Source organism: Massilia sp. METH4 (genome assembly GCF_037094685.1).
Taxonomy (GTDB): Bacteria; Pseudomonadota; Gammaproteobacteria; order Burkholderiales; family Burkholderiaceae_D; genus Rugamonas.
The window spans coordinates 2,792,404-2,811,155 of sequence record NZ_CP146614.1 but is presented as its reverse complement, the minus strand read 5'-3'; the positions used below and the strand labels follow the sequence as shown (position 1 = coordinate 2,811,155).

Here is an 18,752-nt window from a genome sequence, read left to right as displayed (position 1 = left end):
TCAGCCGCGCGGTCGGCTGAGTAATTTTCATGCCTTCGGATGGTTGTTGAGCAGCCGGCAATATTGCTCGCAGCGCGGCTCAGGGAGCGGCCGCGAACCCCGGGACGGACGCCAGCCGCCCGCCGATGAATTCCACGAATGCGCGTGCCCGCGCGCTGCGGTGCCGGCCGCCCAGCAGGTGCACGTCTTGCGGTTTGCCATGCCAGCCCGGCAACACGTGCCGCAGCGTTCCCGCTGCCAGCAAGTCCCGCACCAGCCATTCCGGGCACATGCCAATGCCGGCACCCAGCACGAGGCTGTCGCGGATGGCCATTGCATGATTGACGCGGTAGCGGCTCTTCACGTTCACGGTCACGGAACGAGCGCCATCATGCAACACGACAGCATCGCCGGCCGGCAGCCAGGCAAAGCGCACCTGCTCATGGTCGGCGAGCTCTTCGGGCGTGGCCGGTGCCGGCCGGCGCTCGAGGTAGGCAGGGGCCGCCACCAGCAAGCGCGGCGACACGGCAATCCTGCGCGCCACCGCATCCGGCGGCAAGTCGCCACCCAGCCGCACGGCCACGTCCACGCCCTCCTCCACCAGGTCGACCATCCGGTCGTTGAGGATCAGTTCCAGCTCGATGCCGGGGTGCAGGGCCAGAAACTCGAGCACGAGCGCGTTCAGCCGGAATTGGCCAAGCGCGACCGGTGCGCTCACGCGCAGCAGGCCACGCAAGGCAGCGCCGCCGCCGCGCGCCTCTGAGACCGCCGCGTCGAATTCTGCGAGGAGCCCGCGCGCCCGCTCATGAAAGCGGCGTCCCTCCACGGTGGGCGCCAGGCTGGTGGTGGTGCGCTCCAGCAGCCGGGCGCCGACTTCGCGCTCGAGCGCGGCGATGACCTTGCTGACCGTCGGTTGCGTGGTGCCCTCCTCGCGGGCGACGGCCGACAGGCTGCCCAGCTCCACGGCGCGCACGAAGTATTGCAGCGATCTGATCGTATCCATGGTCGACGTCATTCCTGTTTGGAATGAACTATAGGCGAATTTACCCGCTACCGCATGATTCCGGCATGACCAATGATGGCGGCACATCACTGCACAGGAGCCATCATGCTGACCAAAACCCTCGCCGCGGCCGTGCTTGCCGCCGCTTCCGCCCTTCCCGTCCACGCCGCCTGGCAAGCCAGCTGGTATGCCGCGCCTCAGCCGGCGTGGTCGCCCGGCTTCGCGCTGCCGACCAACGTACCGTCCGAGGTCACCGGCAGCACCGTGCGGGAGGTCGTGCGACTGTCGACCGGCGGCCGCCGCGTGCGCGTCGTGCTGTCGAACCGTTACGGCGCCGCGCCGCTGGCCGTCGGTGCCGTCCACATCGCCCGCACCGCCGGCGCGCCCGGTGCGACTTCGGCCATCGCTCCGGCCAGCAGCCGGCCGCTGACCTTCGCCGGCAAGGCCGCGGTCACGATTCCCGCCGGCGGCGAAGCGGTCAGCGATCCGCTCGCATTCCCTGTCGCGCCGCTGGAGCGGTTGTCAGTGTCGAGCTGGTTTCCCGGCGCGGAGCCGCTGGCGACCTTCCACTGGGGCGCGCAGCAGACCGGCTACATCGCCGCCGGCGCTGCCATGTCGGCTGCCGCCCTGCCGGACGCGCAATCGTTGCAAGGCCGCGCCTTTCTTGCGGCGGTCCACGTGGACGGCGGGAACGGGACGATCGTCACGCTGGGCGACTCGATCACGGACGGCAACGGCTCCACGCCGGACCGCCACCGCCGCTGGCCGGACCGGCTGGGCGAACGGTTCGCCCCACGGGGGATCGCCGTGGCCAACGCGGGCATTTCCGGTGCCCGGCTGTTGTCGTCGAAGATGGGCGTGAAGGCAATCGAGCGCTTCGAGCGCGATGTGCTGGCCCAGCCGGGTGTAACGAGCGTCGTCGTGCTGCTGGGCACGAACGACATCGGCTGGCCGGAAACGGCGTTTGCGCCAAACGACCCGCCGATGACGGCGCAGCGGCTGATCAATGGTTACCGCGAACTGATCACCCTGGCGCGCGCCCGGGGCGTGCGCGTGATCGGCGGTACGCTGCCGCCTTTCAAGGGCGCGCTGCCGGGTACGCCGTTCGCCGGTTACTGGACGCCGGCCAAGGAAGCGGTGCGCCGGGAGGTCAATGCGTGGATCAGGGAGAGCGGGGAATTCGATGCGGTGGCCGATTTCGACGCCGTGCTGAGCGACCCTCGCGATACGGAGCGGATGCGCGTGGAATACGATTCGGGAGACCACCTGCATCCGGGAGACGCGGGGTATGAGGCGATGGCGCGGGCCGTGCCGGCACTGCCGGAGTAAGCGGCGGAAAAAACAACAGGGACAGTCCCCGAATTTTTACAACGGGGACTGTCCCTGTAATGGAAGTGCAACGACGCCAGCGGCGCCGGGCGTGCTTGCGCTTCAGCCGTTGTTGACCACCAGGCGCGGCTCGCCGCCCAGGAAGCGCGTCTTGATCGAGCGGGCGATGCCGTCGGCATCCAGGCCCACGCTGGCCAGCAGCTTGGCCGGATCGCCGTGGTCGATGAACTTGTCGGGCAGGCCCAGCATCAGGATCGGCTTGACGATGCCGTGTTCGGCCAGCGCCTCGGCCACGGCAGCACCGGCGCCGCCCATCACGCAGCCCTCTTCCACCGTCACCAGGTAGTCGTGCGAGGCGGCCAGTTCCTTCACCAGGTCCACGTCCAGCGGCTTCACGAAGCGCATGTTCGCCACCGTGGCATTGATCTGGTCGCCCGCCTTGATCGACGGCGCCACCATGGCGCCGAAGGCCAGGATCGCCACGCGCTCGCCCTGGCGGCGCAGCTCGCCCTTGCCCAGGTCGATCGTCGCCAGTTCCGGCGACACGGCCGCGCCGATGCCGGCACCGCGCGGGTAGCGCACGGCGGCCGGGCCGGGATAGTGATAGGCCGTGGTGAGCATCTGCCGGCATTCATTCTCGTCCGATGCCGCCATCACCACCATGTTCGGAATGCAGCGCAGGTAGGCCAGGTCGTAGTTGCCGGCGTGGGTGGCGCCGTCGGCACCCACCAGCCCGGCGCGGTCCAGCGCGAACGTCACGTCCAGGTTTTGCAGGGCCACGTCGTGGATCAGCTGGTCGTAGGCGCGCTGCAGGAACGTGGAATAGATCGCCACCACCGGCTTCATGCCTTCGCAGGCCAGGCCGGCGCCGAACGTGACGGAGTGCTGCTCGGCGATCCCCACGTCGAAATAGCGCTGCGGGTATTCGGCGTGGAAGCGCACCATGCCGGACCCTTCGCGCATCGCCGGCGTGATGCCGACCAGGCGCTCGTCCTTCGCGGCCATGTCGCACAGCCAGTTGCCGAACACTTCGGTGTACGTCATCTTGGCCGGGGCCGTGGCCGGCTTGATGCCTTCGGCGGGATTGAACTTGCCGGTGCCGTGGTACAGGATCGGTTCGGCCTCGGCCAGCTTGTAGCCCTGGCCCTTCTTCGTGACCACGTGGAGGAATTGCGGGCCCTTCAGGTTGCGGATGTTCTGCAACGTGGGGATCAGCGAATCGAGGTCGTGGCCGTCGATCGGGCCGATGTAGTTGAAGCCGAATTCCTCGAACATCGTGGCGGGCACCACCATGCCCTTGGCATGCTCTTCCAGCTTCTTCGCCAGTTCCAGCACCGGTGCCGGCAGCATGGACTTGCCCACGTTCTTGGCCGCCGCGTAGAACTGGCCGGACATCAGCCGCGCCAGGTAGCGGTTCAGCGCGCCCACCGGCGGCGAGATCGACATGTCGTTGTCGTTCAGGATCACCAGCAGGTTGCAGTCTTCCTCCACGCCGGCGTTGTTCAGCGCCTCGAACGCCATGCCGGCCGTCATCGAGCCGTCGCCGATCACGGCGATCGCGTGGCGCTGTTCGCCCTTGATCTTGGCGGCCAGCGCCATGCCGAGGGCGGCGGAGATCGACGTGGACGAGTGCGCGGTGCCGAACGTGTCGTATTCGCTTTCCACGCGGCGCGGGAAGCCGGAAATGCCGTCCAGCTGGCGCAGCGTGTGGAACTGGTCGCGGCGACCCGTGAGGATCTTGTGCGAGTACGTCTGGTGGCCCACGTCCCACACGATGCGGTCGTGCGGGGTGTTGAACACATAGTGCAGAGCGACGGTCAGTTCGACGGTGCCGAGGTTCGACGACAAGTGGCCGCCCGTCTTCGACACGGAATCGAGCAGGAAGCTGCGCAGTTCGTCGGCCAGGGGTACCAGCTGGTGGCGCGGCAGCTTGCGCAGGTCGGCCGGGTTGTTGATGGTTTGAAGCAGGTTCATTTAAGCCTTCCGCTGCACGATCAGGTCCGCGAGTTCGCGTAAGCGCAGTGCGCCGTCGCCGAAGCCGGCCAGGGCCGCGTGGGCGTCGCGCCGCAATTGTTCGGCCAGGGCGACCGATTCGTCGAGGCCCAGGATCGAGACATAGGTGGGTTTGTTGTCGGCGGCATCCTTGCCGGCCGTCTTGCCGAGCGTGGCCGAATCGGCGGTGGCGTCGAGCACGTCGTCCACGACCTGGAAGGCCAGGCCGATCGCGCGGCTGTAGGCATGCAGCGCCGCCAGTTCCGTGTCGGACAGGTCCTTGCCCGCCAGCGCGCCCAGCACCACGGAGGCGCGCAGCAGCGCGCCCGTTTTCAATTGATGCATGCGCTCGAGTTGTTCCAGCGTGAGCGCCAGGCCCACGCTGTCCAGGTCGATCGCCTGGCCGCCGCACATGCCGGCGGAACCGGCCGCGTCGGCCAGCAGGCGCACCATCGCCAGCACGCGGGAAGCGGGAACGCCCTCCGCGCCGGCCAGCACCGTGAAGGCCTGCGATTGCAGCGCGTCGCCGACCAGCAGCGCCGTCGCTTCGTCGTAGGCCACGTGCACCGTGGGCTTGCCGCGGCGCAGGTCGTCGTCGTCCATGCACGGCATGTCGTCGTGCACGAGCGAGTAGGCATGGATCATTTCCACGGCGGCCGCGGCGCGCGACAGCACGGCGGGATCGCCGCCGAACAGGGCGCCGGCCGCGTACACGAGCAGCGGGCGCACGCGCTTGCCGCCGCCCAGCACGGCGTAGCGCATGGCGGCGTGCAGCTTGGTGGGAACGGCCGTTTCAACCGGCAGATAGGCGGACATATCCTCTTCCATGCCCGCCTGGATGCCGCGCATCCAATCCTGGAACGTCACGCTCATTGCCCGCCCTCGTCGCCGTCGGCGAAGGGCTTCAGCATGTCGCCTTCCAGGATTTTCACCTGGGATTCCACCTTGTCCAGCTGGCTGGCGCAGTATTTCACCAGTTCCGACCCGCGTGCGTAGGCGGCAACCGATGCCTCCAGCGGCAGCTGGCCGGATTCCATCTGCGTGACGAGCTGCGCCAGCTCGGCCATTGCCTCCTCGAAGGAGGCCGGCGGGGCGTTTTCGGCGCCAATTGTTTTATTGACCATGGTACGTAAATTCGGCTCAGTGCTGGAGTGTAGCCCGTTATTTTAGAACAAAGTGTCGCACACGGTCCAAAATGGCAACCCGTGCCTGCCTGCCATGTTGCAATTCCGGCCAGCGCGCGCCCCCGCCAGGTGTCGGGCGCGCCCCCACCCCTCGATTAGGGGGACAATGCCCGGCACCGCGAGGGAAAGGGCGAAGAATTATCGGCAGAGTGACTTCATCCACGCTATAATCTCCGGTTCTGTCCGAAATACCGTTCTCATACTCTGAATTCAGGTCTTTGCGGATTCTGTCTCTTCTTGGTTTGCAGTACTTTAATTAAGGGGGGTTGGGATGTCCGATCTGGGTACCCACGCCAGGCTCGCGCGCTCGAATGCGCAACTTCCGGTCCACGTCTATTTTGACGAAGCGCTGTTGCAGCGTGAAATGCAGCAATTGTTTCAAAACGGCCCACGCTACGTGGGCCACGAACTGATGGTGCCGAATATCGGCGACTTTTCGACTCTCGCCTCGGAAAACGAGGGTCGCATGCTGGTGCGTAATCCACATGGTATTGAATTGCTGTCGAACGTGTGCCGGCACCGCCAGGCACTGATGTTCAATGGGCGCGGCAATGCCAATACGATCGTCTGTCCCCTGCATCGCTGGACTTACGACCTGAAGGGGGAATTGATCGGGGCTCCGCATTTCCCCGAAACCCCTTGCCTGAACCTGCCGAAGGCGCCGCTGCAAAACTGGAACGGCCTGCTGTTCGAACAGAACGGCTACAACGTGATGGAGAAGCTGAAGAACCTCTCGGTGACGAAGGAACTGGACTTCACCGGCTACATGCTCGACCACGTGGAAGTGCATCACTGCGACTACAACTGGAAGACCTTCATCGAGGTGTATCTCGAGGACTACCATGTGGAGCCCTTCCACCCCGGCCTGGGCGGCTTCGTCACCTGCGACGACCTGCGCTGGGAATTCGGCGCCGATTATTCGGTGCAGACCGTGGGCGTGAACCGCGGCTTCCTGAAGAAATCCGGCTCGGAGATCTACCAGCGCTGGCACGAGCAGGTGCTCAAGTTCCGCAACGGTGAAGCCCCGCCGTTCGGCGCGATCTGGCTCACGCTGTATCCGAACATCATGGTGGAGTGGTATCCGCACGTGCTGGTCGTCTCCACGCTGTGGCCGGAGGGACCGAACCGCACTAAGAACGTGGTGGAGTTCTACTACCCGGAGGAGATCGTGCTGTTCGAACGCGGCTTCGTGGAAGCCGAACGCGCGGCCTACATGGAAACCTGCGTGGAGGACGACGAGATCGCCCAGCGCATGGATGCGGGCCGCAAGATCCTGATGGAACGCGGCACGACGGACGCGGGGCCGTACCAAAGCCCGATGGAAGACGGCATGCAGCACTTCCATGAGTGGTACCGAAGTAAAATCGCCGTATAGAGCTTGATAATAACGAGGGGACAGATCCGGATCATAACGGACTGTCCCCTTATCATTTTTGGAGCCGCTAACGCGGGCCGCAGGGCAAGGCGCATCGTCGAAGACAGTACTTTGGTACGGCGAGACGAATGCAACGCAGCCATGTGGCTTGCGTTAGCGGCTCCTGGGAAGGAATGTAATGCAATCGTTGTGGATGTTGTTCGCCAGTTTCCTGTTCGCTGCCATGGGCGTGTGTGTGAAGCTCGCATCGGATATGTTCTCCACCTCCGAGATCGTGATGTACCGCGGCATCGTGGGTGTGACGGTGCTGCTGATCCTGATCCGCCTTTCGGGCGGCACGCTGCGCACGAGATTCGCGATGGGGCACCTGTGGCGCAGCGTGGTCGGCGTGATCTCGCTGTGGCTTTGGTTCTACTCGATCGCCAAGCTGCCGCTGGCCACCGCGATGACGCTCAACTATCTCTCCCCCATCTGGATCGCCGTGTGGCTGTTCGCGCACGGCTGGTGGCATGCGAAGAACGAGGTTTCCTGGCCACTGCTGGTGGCGGTGGGCATGAGTTTCGTGGGCGTGGTACTGCTGCTGCAGCCGGCCTTCCAGTCCGACCAGCTGGTCTACGCATTGATCGCCATCTTCTCCTCGATCCTCACGGCCGTCGCGTACATGCAGGTGCGCAAGCTGGGCCTGGCCGGCGAGCCGGAAAACCGCGTGGTGTTCTACTTCGCCGTGTCGAACGTGGTTGCCGGCCTGGTGGGCACCGTCGCCGAGGCGGGCGGCGGCCCGGTGGTGTTCCATTCGCTGAACAGCGAATACGGCTTCCTGCTGCTGCTGGGGATCGGCCTGTTCGCCACCGCCGCGCAGGTGTCGATGACACGCGCCTACCGCCTCGGCAACACGCTGGTGGTCGCCAACCTGCAATACACGGGCATCGTGTTTTCCAGTATCTGGGGCGTGCTCGTGTTCGCCGACAGTTTCGACTGGCACAGCTGGCTGGGCATCGGCATCATCCTCGCCTCCGGCAGCGCCGCCACGTTCTACAATACGAAGAACACGGAACGGGGCAAGGCCGTCGCCTCGACCGATCCGATCGCCAGCGAAGTTTAAGGAGACCCCATGCACACCACCCTGATCGACGCCGCCACCCTTGCCCGGCATATCGACGACCCGAACTGGGTCGTGCTCGATTGCCGGCATGACCTGCTGAACCCCGCCTTCGGGCGCGAAGCCTTCGCCGCCGGCCACCTTCCCGGCGCACAGTTTGCAAGCATCGACGACGACCTGTCCGGCCCGAAGACGGGCAGCGGCAGCACGTTCCGGGGCCGGCACCCGCTGCCGGAGCGCGCCGCGCTGATCGAGACGCTGCGCCGCTTCGGCATCGACGGCGACAGCCAGGTGGTGGCCTACGATGCGCACGGCGGCATGTATGCCGCGCGCCTGTGGTGGCTGCTGCGCTGGGTGGGCCACGAAGCCGTGGCGGTGCTCGATGGCGGCTTTCCGGCCTGGCAGGCGGCGGGCCAGAGCGTGACGACCGAGGTGGCGCCGCGCGCCGCCGGCTCGATCTCCGAGCGGCCGTCGCTGACCCGCACGGTGTCGGTGGAGGACGTGGTGGCAAACCTGTCCACCGGCGCGTTCACCGTCGTCGATGCACGCGCGAACGACCGCTTCCGGGGCGAGAATGAAACGATCGACCCGGTCGGTGGGCACATCCCCGGCGCGAAGAACCGCTTCTTCAAGGACAACCTGGGCGCCGACGGCAAGTTCAAGCCGGCGGACCAGTTAAAGCAGGAATTCGCTCCCCTCTTCTCCGGGCCGGACAAGGCCGTGATGCAGTGTGGCTCCGGCGTGACGGCGTGCCACAACCTGCTGGCGCTGGAAGTGGCAGGCATGCCGGGGGCGGCGCTGTATCCGGGCTCGTGGTCCGAGTGGTGTGCTTCCCCCGAGCGGCCCGTGGCGACCGGGGCTTAACCCCGCTTCATCGATTACAACCCGCGCGCGGCCGCTGCCTTCAGCGTCTGCGCAATCCACGCCATCGCCTCCGGCACGTCGTAGTTCCCCGCATGCGGCTGGTTCCACGCCAGCCGGTAGTTCACCTCCTGCACATCCGGATCGGCCTGCAGCGCGCGCGTCAGGTTGATCGATACGGTGAACGCCGTGTCGCGGTCGCGTGTGCCGTGGCGCACGTACCAATACGGCGCCGCGGTGGCGCTCGTGGCGATATAGGCCAGCGGGTTGATCAGCTTTACTTGCTCCATCACCGGCGTGGTCGCCAGGCTGAAGTAGCGGTTGCCGGTAATGCCGGTATCGTCGTAGCCGATGCCGTCACCGCGCGCATCGTTGTTGTCCCAGCCGTATTCGGTGAAGTTGCTGTACTTCTGGCTGCTGGTGCCGAACAGGTTCGATTCGCCGGTGGCGCCGGTGACCGTCATGCCCGTCTGGTCGAACGCCGGCGCGGCCTTCAGCGTGGCTTGCGTGGCGACGAACTTCAGGTACTTCGCCATGTCGATGGATACCACCTTCTTCGTGCCGTTGTCGACGTCGAGCCAGTCGTTCACATAGGTTTTCGTGGTGGGGCCGCTGGCGTACGACATCTCTTCGCCCAGGTCGGGAATGGTGCCGCCGGCGGCCATGTAGACCTCGGCCGAATGAATCACCTCCTGGCGGATCTGGTCCATCATATTGTCGGCCGTCAGCGCGGCGCCGCTGCCGTTCGACAGCTTGAGGCTTTGCTGGTACGCGGGAAACTTTGCGGCCAGCTGCGCGCTGCCCGCGGGGTTCGGATTGCGGCCCACCGCCGCGCGCGTGCCGAACGCCGTGTACAGCCACTCGTAGTGCAGGTCGGCGTTGCCCAGGTCCGTGATCGGGCAGTAGGCATTGATGGCCAGCACGTCGTCGCGCAAGGTACTGCGGCCGTTGGCGTCGATGCCGGCCGCGCCGGCCGCGGCCAGGTAAGGCAGGTAATCGGGGCTGTTGCCGGAAGCGCCGATGATGGACGACAGCGCGCCCCCGCCGCTGGTGCCGTTCACCACGATGCGGCTGGCGCTGCCCGGCATGCGGGCATCGTTCAGGCGCAGGTAGCGGATCGCTGCCTTGGCATCGACCACCGGCGCCGGCGCCTTGCCGGGCCAGCTGCCGTCGGCTGCCGCCAGGCCGCGGCTGCGCGTGGCCACGTCGATGTACACGTAGCCGGCCTTCAGGGCGGCGGCCACGTTGCTGGCGGTGCTGTCGTAGCTGGCGCCATCGGTGACGCTGGCCTTGACGTAGCTGGCGTACCAGCCGCCGTTGTTGACGGCGAAGTACAGCGCCGTGTCACCATTCGCGGCGGCGCTTTCCGGCACGAAGATGTTCATGCTCTGGTAGCCGCAGGCCGTGTTCGCGATCGTGGTGGTGGTGCCCATCAGCGTGGTCTGCGTGGCCGCCACGGCGGTCGGCTTGGCGACGTAGCACACTTCCTTGTACCAGCGTACCGGCACCTTCACGCCGTCGATGGTGACGTTGATGGTGGTGTACTTTGCACTGTCGAAGGCCAGGGCGCTGTCGAACGTACCGCCGGATGCGGTGCCGCCGTCGTTGTCCGAGCCGCAGGCGGTCAGTGCCAGCAGCATTGCCGCCGCGGCGGCGCAAGCCTTCAATGGTGTGCTCAAGTGATGCATCGGGTCTCCTTGTTGTGAAAGATGGGCGCACGCCGTCCTGGCACGCAGTGCCTGGTGATGGCGTCATGGGATGAAGAGGCAGGCCGGCTAGTCGATGGCTGGCGGTGGAATCGGATGGAACTGCGGTGTCATGCTCGTCTCCTCGCGGCGGCATCGTGGCCGCCTGTTTCGCACCGGGGCGCTCCCGATGCCTGCTGCTGTCGAGGAAAGTATAGGTGGGCTCATCAGGACCATGATTGCGTTTCGCTGCTTGAAGATTGCTTTTTACTTATCGGGCTCGGGAACCGCTCAGCTGCCGCCGCCACCGCAGCCGCCGGTGCCACCGTCGCTGGCGGCCGCGCGGGCCTCGGTGGCGGCGTCGGCAACCGCCTGTACACGATCCTACTTCGCGTCCTGCCGCCACAGGTCGTAGTCGCCCTGCGCGATCAGACCGAGGGCGAGAAGGATAGACGGCTCCGAGCAGGGAAACACTTGAGCTGGCCCCGACGGTTGCCCTTTTCCGTCCATCGGAATACACATAAGGCGCTTGCGGCGCACCGTGTAGGCATGGCCGCCCGCCATGCGCAGCAAGCGATCCGTGGCGAACAGGCGCGGCACGTGGGGGCCGGCCCCCGGCAGGCCGTCCAGCCTGCGCGCGGTCACCAGTGATGCGGCGATCGGCACTTCCATCCCGCCCGCCATGTCGCCCGCTTCCATGTGCGCAATACGCCGGCCGAAATGCCGCTCGCAGAAGTCATCCAGCGAGGCGGGCGACCAGCGCAGCCAGGCGTGCCAGACCGAGTCCGCCGCCTTCGACGGCAAGGCGCATGGCCGGTTGCTGCGCTGGACGCACTGGAAGAACATCAGCAGCGCGTCTGCCGCGCGGGCATAAAAAAAGGCATCGCGAAGGATGCCTTGGAATTCGTGGTGCGCCGTTCGCGCCCAATAGTCATACAGTTGCATCAAGCTCAGTGCCGGCCGGCGGTCAGGAACAGCACGATGCACACGCCCAGGGCAATCAGGATCACCTGCGGCACGGTTTCCTTCAGCGTGGCGCGGCGCTGCATCTGCGGCATCAGGTCGCTCACGGCGATGTAGATGAAGCCGGACGAGGCGAACACCAGCACATAGGGGATCAGGTTGCTGGCGCGGTCCAGCGTGTAGTAGCCCAGCAGGCCGCCGGCCACGGCCAGGAGGCTGCACAGCAGGTTGTAGAAATAGGCGCGGGCGCGCGAGAAGCCGGCGTTGAGCAGCACGATGAAGTCGCCGATCTCCTGCGGGATCTCGTGCGCCACGATGGCCACGGCGGCCACGATGCCCAGCTGCGGGTCGGCCAGGAAGGCGGCGGCGATCAGGATGCCGTCCGTGAAATTGTGCATGCCGTCGCCCACCAGGATCATCCAGCCGGCGCGGCCGGCTTCGTGCTTGTCGTGGCCATGGGCGTGGTGGTGGCCGTCGCCCTCGTGGTGGTGCGAGTGGCGCAGGATGGCCAGCTTTTCCAGCATGAAGAACGTGAGCAGGCCGGCCAGCAGCGTGGCGAACAGCGTGCGCGGATCGGCATGCGATTCGAAGGCTTCCGGCAGCGCGTGCAGCAGCGACGTGGACAGCATGATGCCGACCGACAGGCTGACCATCCGCTCGACGACCCGCGACAGCAGCGTGAACGAAAACAGCGCCGCGGACGAAATGCTGACGACGCCGGCGATGGTTGTCGCCAGCAGGATGGAAATGAGTACCGGATCGATTTTGGGACCTCTTGTGCGCTTCACAGCGCGCGCAGCACCGGGGCCCGGAGAGCGCGCAAACCGGACATTTTACCGTCCAGTTCGCGCTTCTGCTGAAAATACAGTATCAATAAGGAAGCAGCGAGGGAAATACGACGGAAGAAACCGGGCTGTATCAGGCAACGCCGTGCTGCTTGAACCAGTCCAGCGCGCGCTTCCAGCCATCCTTGGCATCCGCTTCCACGTAGCTGGGGCGGTAGTCGGCGTGGAACGCGTGGCCGGCGTTCTCGTAGATCACGAAAGTGGAGCCGGACTTGCCCTTGGCCAGTTCGGCCTTCATCTTTTCCACGGAGTCGAGCGGAATGCCGCTGTCCTTGGCGCCGTACAGGCCGAGGATCGGGGCCTTCAGCGCGGCAGCAACGTCGACAGGATGGCGGGGCGTATTGGCAGAGGCTTCCCCTAGTAACCTCCCATACCAGGCCACGCCGGCCTTGACGGCCGGGTTGTGCGCCGCATACAGCCAGGTCATGCGGCCGCCCCAGCAGAAGCCGGTGATGCCCAGCTTGTCGGCCGAGCCCCCGTTCTGCTTGGCCCAGGCCACGACCGCGTCGAGGTCCTTGAACACCTGGATGTCCGGCACCTTGCTGATGATGTTCTTCTGCAGCTCGGCGATCGACGTTTCCTTCTGCGGGTCGCCCTGGCGCGCGAACAGGTTCGGTGCCAGCGCGAGGTAGCCCTGCCTGGCGAAGCGGCGCGCCACGTCGGCGATGTACTCATGCACGCCGAAGATTTCCGAGATCACGAGGATGACCGGCAGGCCGGTCTTGCCGGCGGGCTGCGCGCGGTACACGGGGACCGGATAGCCGTCGACGGTGACGGTGACGGTGCCAGCCGTCAGGCCCTCGGCGTCGGTCTTTACCACGGTTTCAGCGGCAACGGGCAGCACGGCGGCGGCGAAACCGCTGCCGAGGGCCGCCTTCAGCAAGTCACGGCGGCTGATGCCCTCCGCTTCGCCGATCAGGCTGGCGGCATCGTTGTGCAGGTCTTTCATGCATCCTCCAGGAAGTGTTCGTTATCGGGGAATTGAAACACAGTGGTGACTAAAAGCCAACTGTCAGGATGCTTGGGCTGGGCTATGCCTCCGGGGAAAACCGGTGTCTGACACTATTTTTCTGCGAAAAATAGTGTCAGACACCAGGCTTCGATTGAGGACGCGGAAACAGCGCCTGGTGTCGCACACCTTTTCCGGCACGGAAAAGGTGTGCGACACCGGTTTTCTGCTGAGCTCGCGACGAAAACCGGTGCGCAGAGGCGCCTGAAAACGCATGCGTTTCCGGTGCGCGGAGGCGCCTGAGAAAGCAGTGCTTTCTCAGTGCGCCTCCTCCCAGTTTCTACCAACACCAACCTCGGCAACGAGCGGCACCTTCAGCTGCGCCACGCCCGCCATCAGCTTCGGCAGCGAGTCGCGCACCAGCGCCAGTTCGTCGTCCGGCACCTCGAGCACCAGTTCGTCGTGCACCTGCATGATCATGCGCGATTGCAGGGCTTCCTTCTCCAGCCAGTCCTGCACGGCGATCATGGCCATCTTGATCAGGTCCGCCGCCGTGCCCTGCATGGGCGCGTTGATGGCGGCGCGTTCGGCCGCCTGCCTGCGCGGGCCATTCGGCGAGTTGATCTCGGGGAGCCACAGGCGGCGGCCGAACACGGTCTTCACGTAGCCGCTCGCCTTTGCTTCCAGGCGCGTCTCGTCCATGTAGCGCTTCACGCCACTGAAACGCTGGAAGTAGCGGTCGATGTAGTTCTGCGCGGCCGTGCGGTCGATGCCCAGGTTCGCAGCCAGGCCGAAGGCACTCATGCCGTAGATCAGGCCGAAGTTGATCACCTTCGCGTAGCGGCGCTGTTCGCTGTTCACTTCCGCCGGGGGCACGCCGAAGATCTCGGCGGCGGTGGCGCGGTGGATGTCCTCGCCCTCGGCAAACGCGCGCAGCATCGCCTCGTCTTCCGAGATGTGCGCCATGATGCGCAGCTCGATCTGCGAATAGTCGGCCGACACGATATGGCTGCCTTCCGGCGCGATGAACGCCTCGCGGATGCGGCGCCCTTCCGCCGTGCGGATCGGGATGTTCTGCAGGTTCGGGTCGTTCGACGCCAGCCGGCCCGTCACCGCCACGGCCTGCGCGTAGTTCGTGTGCACCCGGCCCGTTTGCGGATTGATCATCTTCGGCAGCTTGTCCGTGTAGGTGGACTTCAGCTTGGCCATGCCGCGGTATTCCAGCAGCACCTTCGGCAGCGGGAAATCCTCGGCCAGCTTTTGCAGCACCTCTTCATCCGTGGACGGCGCGCCGCTCGGCGTCTTCTTGACGACGGGCAGTTGCAGCTTGTTGAAGAAGATCTCGCCGATCTGCTTGGGCGAGCCCAGGTTGAACGGGCCGCCGGCCAGCTCATAGGCCTTCTGTTCCAGTTCGGCGATCCGGGCGCCCAGCTCGTTCGACTGCGTGGCCAGCAGGCCCGCGTCGATCAGCACGCCGTTACGCTCGATCTTCTGCAACACCACGGCGGTGGGCAGCTCGATGTTGCGGTATACCTTCGTCAAGCCTTCGTCGCCTTCCACGTGGCCGTGCATCGCCAGGTGCAGGCGCAGCGTGATGTCGGCGTCTTCCGCCGCGTACTCGGTGGCGCGCTGCAGTTCCACCTGGTCGAAGCAGATCTGGCCGGCGCCCTTGCCGCACACCTCCTCGTAGGCGATGGTCTTGTGGTTCAGGTGGCGCATGGCCAGGCTGTCCATGTCGTGGGAGCGGTGCGATTCGAACACATACGACTGCAGCAGCGTGTCGTGCACGATGCCGCGCAGGGCCACGCCGTGGTTGGCGAAGATGTGCGCGTCGTATTTCAGGTTCTGGCCCAGCTTGGGCTTGGCCGCATCCTCCAGCCAGGGCTTCAGGCGTTCCAGCACGCGTTCGCGCGACAGCTGCTCGGGCACGCCCGCATAGCGGTGCGCCACCGGAATGTAGCAGGCCAGGCCCGGCTCGGTGGCCATCGAGATGCCCACCAGCTGGGCGTTCATCGGCTCCAGCGACGTGGTTTCCGTGTCCAGCGCCACCAGCTCGGCCGCTTCGATGCGGGCGAGCCATTCGTCCAGCTGCGCCTCGGTCAGCACGGTATCGTAGCGCACGTTCGCGGGAGGCTGGGCGAACATGTCGCCGGTCGGGCCTTCCGGTGCGGCCGGGCCGGTCTGGCCGGGCACCTTGGCCGAGGGCGCCAGCGCCGACAGCTCGCGCAGCAGCGTTTTGAAGCCATACTTGGTGAAGAAGGCCAGCAGCGATTCATGGTCCTCGTCGCGCGCCACCAGCGATTCCGTGATCGACATCATGTGCTGCGCCAGGTCGCAATCGGTCTTCACGGTGATCAGTTCGCGGCCCTTCGGCAGCCATTCCAGCGCCGCCTTCAGGTTGGCGCCAACGGCGCCGCCGATCTGGTCGGCATTGGCGATGACGCCATCGAGGCTGCCGTATTGGGTGAGCCATTTCACGGCCGTCTTCGGCCCGCACTTGGCCACGCCCGGCACGTTGTCGACGGTGTCGCCGATCAGCGTGAGGTAATCGATGATGCGGTTCGGCGGCACGCCGAACTTCGCCAGCACGCCCGCCTCGTCGAGCTTTTCATTGCTCATCGTGTTGATCAGCGTGACATGCGGCGTCACCAGCTGGGCCAGGTCCTTGTCGCCGGTCGAGATGATCACGTCCATGCCGTTCTTCTCGGCGGTCACCGACAGCGTGCCGATCACGTCGTCGGCCTCCACGCCTTCCACCATCAGGATCGGCCAGCCCATTGCCTTCACGGCTTCATGAATCGGCTCGATCTGCAGCGACAGGTCGGAAGGCATCGAGGCGCGCGTGGCCTTGTATTCCGGATAGAGGTCGTCGCGGAAGGTCTTGCCCTTGGCATCGAACACGCAGGCGATGTAGGCCGCCGGGTAATCGGCGCGCAGGCGGCGCAGCATGTTGACCATGCCGTGCATGGCGCCGGTCGGGTGGCCGTCCGGGCTGCGCAGGTCGGGCAATGCGTGGAAGGCACGGTAGAGATAGCTGGAACCGTCGACCAGCAGCAAGGTCTTTTGCATGTTTGCAAGTGAGGAAAAATGATGCGAAGCCGGCATTATCGCAGAGATCATGTGCCGGCGAATCGTGCCGCGCTGCCGCCAAACGGGGTGGCCGCAGCGGAAACGGGTGTCAGTTTGTTACAATGGTTCGTACAACCAATATCACGGTTATCAACCAAAGGCTCCTATCATGCGCCCGTCCCTCGCTACCGTTTCCACAGCAGCCCTCCTGCTGGCCCTGGCCGCCGGCTCCGCCAGCGCGCAAACCGGCACGCCGCCGAAGCTGGAACCGGTGCCGGAAAGCGATACACCGATCACGGTGACGCCGAAATCGAACCGCGAGAACACCACGACGGTGCAGCGCGATGGTGGCCGCATCGTGCAGGAAACCGTGCAGGCGGGCGGCAGCACCTACACGGTGAAACCGGCCAACCCGAACAGCACCCAACTGCCGGGCGATGCCGGCGGCCCGCAGGTGCGCGGCCCGCAGTGGACCGTGATGGAATTCGATATCGCCAAGAAACAAAAACAGCGCAGTGCCGATGCCGCGGCCGCAGCCGCGGCGGACAATGCGGCAGAAGTGCCGCCGCCTCCTCCGATGCCACCCGCAACGGAGTGATGCCGCGTTCCGACCCGGCCGCGGCAGTTCCCTGACGCGGCCGGCGCAGCTACCCTCTTCGACCACTCACTATTCACATGGCAGTCTTTACCTCGGTCAGCCTGGACGATGTCCAGCCCTGGATCGCGCAATTCCCCCTCGGCCAGGCGCTGGCGATCAAAGGCATCGCATCCGGCATCGAAAACAGCAATTTCTTCCTGACGACAGAGCGCGGCGAATACGTGCTCACCATCTTCGAGAATCTGGACTTCGAACAGTTGCCGTTCTACCTGCGGCTGATGGAGCACCTGGCCGCGCGCGGCGTGCTCGTGCCGGCGCCCGTGCCCAACGACAAGGGCGAACTGTGCGTGCCGCTGCACGGCAAGCCGGCCGCGATCGTCTCCAAGCTCGAGGGCAGCTCGGAACTCGCCCCCAAGCCCGTGCATTGCGCCGAAGTGGGCGCAATGCTGGCGAAAATGCACCTGGCCGGCGCGGACTTCCCGCTGCACCAGCCGAACCTGCGCGGCCTGTCGTGGTGGCATTTCGCCGCCCCGACCGTGCTGCCGCACCTCTCCGCCTCGGAAGCGGACCTGCTGCGCACCGAGATGCACTTCCAGGAAGCGTTCCATGCCAGCCCGCTGTATGGCCGCCTGCAGCAGGGCCCGGTCCATGCCGACCTGTTCCGCAACAACGTGATGTTCGACGGCGAACGCCTGACGGGCTTCTTCGACTTCTACTTCGCCGGCTGCGACACCTGGCTGTTCGACGTGGCCGTGACGATCAACGACTGGTGCGTGGACCTGGACACCGGCGTGCTCGATACGGCGCGCGTGCGCGCCTTCCTGGACGCCTACCACGCCGTGCGGCCGTTCACCGCCGACGAGCAGGAAGCCTGGCAACCGATGCTGCGCGCCGGTGCGCTGCGCTTCTGGCTGTCGCGCCTGTACGACCTGCATAAGCCGCGCGAGGCGGAAATGCTCACCCCGCACGACCCCACGCACTTCGAGCGCATCCTGCGCGAACGCATCGCCACTCCAGCACCAGGGCTGTACGCATGAACCAGACGCCGGCAAGAATGGGTTGGGATTGGGTGAAGCAGGGGTTCGGCATGCTGAAGAAGCAGCCGGCGGGCCTGTCGACGCTGTTTTTCGGTTATATGCTGCTGACCACGCTGGTGCTGGTGGTGCCGCTCGTCGGGCAGATCGCGCACAGCGTGCTGATGCCCGTGTTCGCGGTGGGTTTCATGGCGGCCGCGCGCGAAATCGGCGCCGGCAAGCCGGTGATGCCCGGCCTGCTGTTCGCCGGCTTCAAGGGACCGGCGCTGCGCAAGCTGTGCATGCTCGGGGTGATCCACTTGCTGGTGTTCCTGGCGGCCGGCGCGATCGGCGTGCTGTTCTTCGCCAATACCGACGCGCTGCGCGACGCCACGCTGGCGGACTTGCAGACCAATCGCGACCTGGTCGTCGAGTCCGGCCTGATTCCCACCATGCTGACCACGGCGCTGCTGTACATCCCCGCCCTGCTGGTGATCAGCTTCGCCGCCCCGCTGGTGCAGTGGAACGGCATGGGGCCCGGCAAGGCCCTGTTCTACAGCTTCTTCGCCATCAAGCGCACGGCCGGCGCCTTCCTGGTGTTCGCCGTGAGCCTGTTCGCGATCACGGTGCTCGTGCTGCTGCTGGTGCGCGCGCTGTTCGGCTTCGGCACGATGGGCTTCGCGCTGATGCGCATGTTTTCCGAGATCCTGTACGGCGTGGCGCACTGCGCGCTGTACGTGGCCTACACGCACATTTTCTCCACCCCGCCGGACGGGTCCGCCTCCCTCGACAAACGTTGACAAAACGG

General features: G+C 65.8%; 16 protein-coding genes. 7 read left to right on the top strand and 9 right to left on the bottom strand.

The window, feature by feature from the left end; genetic code table 11:
* Nucleotides 1-79: 79 nt before the first annotated feature.
* Nucleotides 80-982 carry a LysR family transcriptional regulator gene (locus V6Z91_RS12450; protein ID WP_338770746.1) on the bottom strand — a complete coding sequence of 301 codons (903 nt, stop codon included), beginning with the start codon at nucleotides 980-982 and terminating at the stop codon, nucleotides 80-82.
* 105 nt (nucleotides 983-1,087) lie between these two features.
* Between V6Z91_RS12450 and V6Z91_RS12445 the strand changes: the two genes are divergently transcribed.
* Nucleotides 1,088-2,311, top strand: coding sequence for an SGNH/GDSL hydrolase family protein (locus V6Z91_RS12445; RefSeq protein ID WP_338770745.1), 1,224 nt, complete (start codon nucleotides 1,088-1,090; stop codon nucleotides 2,309-2,311).
* A gap of 102 nt (nucleotides 2,312-2,413) precedes the next feature.
* Here the strand turns inward: V6Z91_RS12445 and dxs are convergent, their stop codons facing one another.
* The 3 genes from dxs to V6Z91_RS12430 are packed head-to-tail and all read right to left on the bottom strand — an operon-like array spanning nucleotide 2,414 to nucleotide 5,427.
* Nucleotides 2,414-4,285 carry a 1-deoxy-D-xylulose-5-phosphate synthase gene (gene dxs, locus V6Z91_RS12440; RefSeq protein ID WP_338770744.1) on the bottom strand — a complete coding sequence of 624 codons (1,872 nt, stop codon included), beginning with the start codon at nucleotides 4,283-4,285 and terminating at the stop codon, nucleotides 2,414-2,416.
* Nucleotides 4,286-5,176 (bottom strand): farnesyl diphosphate synthase, encoded by an 891-nt coding sequence (locus tag V6Z91_RS12435; protein WP_338770743.1) that lies wholly within the window; start codon nucleotides 5,174-5,176, stop codon nucleotides 4,286-4,288.
* On the bottom strand, nucleotides 5,173-5,427 hold the full coding sequence (locus V6Z91_RS12430; RefSeq protein ID WP_338770742.1) for an exodeoxyribonuclease VII small subunit: 255 nt from the start codon (nucleotides 5,425-5,427) through the stop codon (nucleotides 5,173-5,175). The genes V6Z91_RS12435 and V6Z91_RS12430 overlap by 4 nt, the downstream gene beginning before the upstream one ends.
* Before the next feature lie 331 nt (nucleotides 5,428-5,758).
* Between V6Z91_RS12430 and V6Z91_RS12425 the strand changes: the two genes are divergently transcribed.
* The 3 genes from V6Z91_RS12425 to V6Z91_RS12415 all read left to right on the top strand — a co-directional run bounded on the left by V6Z91_RS12425 (nucleotide 5,759) and on the right by V6Z91_RS12415 (nucleotide 8,825).
* On the top strand, nucleotides 5,759-6,862 hold the full coding sequence (locus tag V6Z91_RS12425) for an aromatic ring-hydroxylating dioxygenase subunit alpha (protein WP_338770741.1): 1,104 nt from the start codon (nucleotides 5,759-5,761) through the stop codon (nucleotides 6,860-6,862).
* A gap of 178 nt (nucleotides 6,863-7,040) precedes the next feature.
* The gene (locus tag V6Z91_RS12420) at nucleotides 7,041-7,964 is read left to right on the top strand and encodes a DMT family transporter (protein ID WP_338770740.1); all 924 of its coding nucleotides are present in this window, start codon (nucleotides 7,041-7,043) and stop codon (nucleotides 7,962-7,964) included.
* A 9-nt stretch (nucleotides 7,965-7,973) separates the two neighbouring features.
* Nucleotides 7,974-8,825, top strand: coding sequence for a sulfurtransferase (locus tag V6Z91_RS12415; RefSeq protein WP_338770739.1), 852 nt, complete (start codon nucleotides 7,974-7,976; stop codon nucleotides 8,823-8,825).
* Nucleotides 8,826-8,839: 14 nt separating this feature from the next.
* Here the strand turns inward: V6Z91_RS12415 and V6Z91_RS12410 are convergent, their stop codons facing one another.
* The 5 genes from V6Z91_RS12410 to polA form a co-directional block, all read right to left on the bottom strand.
* Entirely contained in the window at nucleotides 8,840-10,501 is a 1,662-nt protein-coding gene (locus V6Z91_RS12410; protein WP_338770738.1) for a subtype B tannase, read from the bottom strand.
* Nucleotides 10,502-10,891: 390 nt separating this feature from the next.
* A complete protein-coding gene (locus V6Z91_RS12405; RefSeq protein WP_338770737.1) occupies nucleotides 10,892-11,452 on the bottom strand; it encodes a hypothetical protein in 561 nt (186 codons plus the stop codon).
* A gap of 5 nt (nucleotides 11,453-11,457) precedes the next feature.
* Entirely contained in the window at nucleotides 11,458-12,210 is a 753-nt protein-coding gene (locus V6Z91_RS12400) for a ZIP family metal transporter (protein ID WP_338771819.1), read from the bottom strand.
* A gap of 178 nt (nucleotides 12,211-12,388) precedes the next feature.
* Complete coding sequence (locus V6Z91_RS12395; protein ID WP_338770736.1) at nucleotides 12,389-13,264, bottom strand: dienelactone hydrolase family protein; 876 nt, start codon at nucleotides 13,262-13,264, stop codon at nucleotides 12,389-12,391.
* A 318-nt stretch (nucleotides 13,265-13,582) separates the two neighbouring features.
* Nucleotides 13,583-16,333 (bottom strand): DNA polymerase I, encoded by a 2,751-nt coding sequence (gene polA, locus V6Z91_RS12390; protein ID WP_338770734.1) that lies wholly within the window; start codon nucleotides 16,331-16,333, stop codon nucleotides 13,583-13,585.
* 169 nt (nucleotides 16,334-16,502) lie between these two features.
* On the opposite strand from polA, the gene V6Z91_RS12385 reads away from it, so the two are divergent.
* The 3 genes from V6Z91_RS12385 (at nucleotide 16,503) to V6Z91_RS12375 (ending at nucleotide 18,744) form a co-directional block, all read left to right on the top strand.
* A complete protein-coding gene (locus tag V6Z91_RS12385) occupies nucleotides 16,503-16,931 on the top strand; it encodes a hypothetical protein (protein ID WP_338770732.1) in 429 nt (142 codons plus the stop codon).
* Nucleotides 16,932-17,008: 77 nt separating this feature from the next.
* Nucleotides 17,009-17,968: a homoserine kinase gene (locus V6Z91_RS12380; protein ID WP_338770731.1), complete on the top strand. Its 960-nt coding sequence runs from the start codon at nucleotides 17,009-17,011 to the stop codon at nucleotides 17,966-17,968.
* Between the two features lie 50 nt (nucleotides 17,969-18,018).
* On the top strand, nucleotides 18,019-18,744 hold the full coding sequence (locus tag V6Z91_RS12375; protein WP_338770729.1) for a BPSS1780 family membrane protein: 726 nt from the start codon (nucleotides 18,019-18,021) through the stop codon (nucleotides 18,742-18,744).
* The last annotated feature ends 8 nt before the right edge of the window (nucleotides 18,745-18,752 follow it).

Bases quoted from the DNA above. Each gene is read 5' to 3' on its own strand.
- V6Z91_RS12450 (WP_338770746.1), bottom strand. From the start codon at position 982: ATGGATACGATCAGATCGCTGCAATACTTCGTGCGCGCCGTGGAGCTG.
- V6Z91_RS12445 (WP_338770745.1), top strand. From the start codon at position 1,088: ATGCTGACCAAAACCCTCGCCGCGGCCGTGCTTGCCGCCGCTTCCGCC.
- dxs (WP_338770744.1), bottom strand. From the start codon at position 4,285: ATGAACCTGCTTCAAACCATCAACAACCCGGCCGACCTGCGCAAGCTG.
- V6Z91_RS12435 (WP_338770743.1), bottom strand. From the start codon at position 5,176: ATGAGCGTGACGTTCCAGGATTGGATGCGCGGCATCCAGGCGGGCATG.
- V6Z91_RS12430 (WP_338770742.1), bottom strand. From the start codon at position 5,427: ATGGTCAATAAAACAATTGGCGCCGAAAACGCCCCGCCGGCCTCCTTC.
- V6Z91_RS12425 (WP_338770741.1), top strand. From the start codon at position 5,759: ATGTCCGATCTGGGTACCCACGCCAGGCTCGCGCGCTCGAATGCGCAA.
- V6Z91_RS12420 (WP_338770740.1), top strand. From the start codon at position 7,041: ATGCAATCGTTGTGGATGTTGTTCGCCAGTTTCCTGTTCGCTGCCATG.
- V6Z91_RS12415 (WP_338770739.1), top strand. From the start codon at position 7,974: ATGCACACCACCCTGATCGACGCCGCCACCCTTGCCCGGCATATCGAC.
- V6Z91_RS12405 (WP_338770737.1), bottom strand. From the start codon at position 11,452: ATGCAACTGTATGACTATTGGGCGCGAACGGCGCACCACGAATTCCAA.
- V6Z91_RS12395 (WP_338770736.1), bottom strand. From the start codon at position 13,264: ATGAAAGACCTGCACAACGATGCCGCCAGCCTGATCGGCGAAGCGGAG.
- polA (WP_338770734.1), bottom strand. From the start codon at position 16,333: ATGCAAAAGACCTTGCTGCTGGTCGACGGTTCCAGCTATCTCTACCGT.
- V6Z91_RS12385 (WP_338770732.1), top strand. From the start codon at position 16,503: ATGCGCCCGTCCCTCGCTACCGTTTCCACAGCAGCCCTCCTGCTGGCC.
- V6Z91_RS12380 (WP_338770731.1), top strand. From the start codon at position 17,009: ATGGCAGTCTTTACCTCGGTCAGCCTGGACGATGTCCAGCCCTGGATC.
- V6Z91_RS12375 (WP_338770729.1), top strand. From the start codon at position 18,019: ATGCTGAAGAAGCAGCCGGCGGGCCTGTCGACGCTGTTTTTCGGTTAT.